This is a genomic window from Massilimicrobiota sp. An105, from assembly GCF_002161155.1.
Classification (GTDB): domain Bacteria; phylum Bacillota_I; class Bacilli_A; order Erysipelotrichales; family Coprobacillaceae; genus Allocoprobacillus; species Allocoprobacillus merdigallinarum.
Genome location: NZ_NFLY01000096.1, coordinates 1 through 1,941, shown reverse-complemented (window position 1 = coordinate 1,941; position 1,941 = coordinate 1). Strand labels below are relative to the sequence as shown.

2 protein-coding genes are annotated in these 1,941 nt (G+C 34.9%); both read left to right on the top strand.

All coding sequences use genetic code 11. The annotated features are described in order from the left end of the window. Positions 1–1,122: DDE-type integrase/transposase/recombinase (locus B5E48_RS13330; RefSeq protein ID WP_087305621.1), on the top strand; the 1,122-nt coding region annotated here is incomplete at its 5' end. Between the two features lies 1 nt (position 1,123). After that, the gene (locus tag B5E48_RS13325) at positions 1,124–1,927 is read left to right on the top strand and encodes an ExeA family protein (protein WP_087305619.1); all 804 of its coding nucleotides are present in this window, start codon (positions 1,124–1,126) and stop codon (positions 1,925–1,927) included. The last annotated feature ends 14 nt before the right edge of the window (positions 1,928–1,941 follow it).

Below are 1,941 nucleotides of genomic sequence, written 5' to 3'. Positions count from 1 at the left end.
AGGGTATATGAGCATCCAAATGGTGAGGACTATAAGATAAGTGCATATACGATTGCAAGATGGTATCGAGCATATATGAAAAATGGCTTTGATGGATTGAAGCCACAGTCAAGAAGTGATAAGGCGACATATAGAAAGGTAGATGAGGATATCATGACTCAAATATCCTATTTAATTAAGGAATACCCTAGGCTACCCGCAACACTCGTTTATCAAAAGCTAAAAGATAATGGTACTATCAGGACAAAAGAAATATCCTTATCCACTGTTAATAGAGTCGTCAATCGACTAAAAAAAGAAGATACACCTACAAAAAACAAGGATATGCGAAGATATGAAAGAAAACATATCAATGAAGTCTGGTGTGGGGATTCGAGTGTAGGACCATACCTCAAAATTGATGGAAAAAAAGAGCGAACATATATTATCGCATTAATAGATGATGCCTCAAGATATATCGTTGGCATAGATATATTCCTGAATGATAATTACATAAATCTGATGAGTGTCATTAAAAGTGCGGTAAAAAAGCATGGAAAACCAAAGATATTTAACTTCGACAATGGTGCAAATTACAGATGCAATCAAATGACATTATTAGCAGCACGAATGGGAACAGTTATCAATTACTGTGCCGTAAGGACACCTACATCAAAAGCCAAGATAGAAAGATGGTTTAAAACGATGAAGGAACAATGGATGTCAGGACTTCATATGAATGATTATAAGAGTCTTGATGAATTGAGGGAGTCATTAATGCAGTATGTACAACGATATAATCAAACCATCCACAGGTCCTTGAACAAAAAGACACCGCAGGATAGATTCTTTGAAGAGTCATCACTCATCCAAAGATATGATGATGAAAAGATAGACAAAATATTCCTTATAGAAAAAGAGAGAAAAGTATCTAACGATAACGTCATCATGATAGATCAAAAAGAATATGAGGTCAATTACAGATATGCAGGACAGAAACTGCTTTTAAGATATTCACCAGATTTATCTAAAATTTATATCGTCGATAAGGAAACAGGTGAACTGGAAGAAATACATCTGCTTGACAAACAGGCAAATGCAACTGTTAAACGAAATAAAATAAAATTTACGGAGGAAAAATAACATGAACTATACCAGCAGATATGGACTGGAATTCAATCCATTCATCAAGAATTCAAAAGATGTCCTAGTAGAAACAAATGATTATAAGGAGCTGATATTCAGATTGAATTATCTTGTACAGACAAAAGGATTTGGTGTCTTAACTGGAGGGCCAGGTCGAGGCAAAACAACCATGATAAGGCATTGGGTCAAGAGTCTTAATCAATCAGCATATAAAGTTATCTATATACCCATGTCAACATTAACAGTGATGGAATTCTATAGACAACTGGCAGAAGCATTGGGACTGGAAGCATATCATCGAAAAAGCGATAATTTCAAGGCCATTCAAAAAGCCATAGAAAGATATACTATCGAAAAAAGAATGACACTGATTATCATTCTCGATGAAGCAAACTATTTAAGAAATGGAATACTTAACGATCTAAAAATACTCTTTAATTTTGAAATGGATTCAAGTGATCAGGCAGTCGTTCTGTTAGCAGGACTGCCGCAGCTCAACAATACGTTTAATTTGGCGATACACGAGCCATTGAAACAGAGAATAGTCATGAACTATCATATAGAAAATCTCAACAAAGAGGAATCACGAAAATATATTCAGGAGAAGCTTAAAGGAGCTGGATGCCATCAACAGGTATTTGAAGCAAGTGCCATAGAGGCCATTATAAATGCATCAAATGGTGTACCACGATTGATTAATCAATTGTGCAATAAAAGTCTATTGGCAGGCAATAATAGAAATCAGAATATCATAGATACAGATACTGTCATGATGGCCTTTAATGATAATGAGTTGGGATAAGAAAATGGATTATA

Coding starts and splice junctions, on each gene's coding strand:
- B5E48_RS13325 (WP_087305619.1), top strand. CDS start 1,124: ATGAACTATACCAGCAGATATGGACTGGAATTCAATCCATTCATCAAG.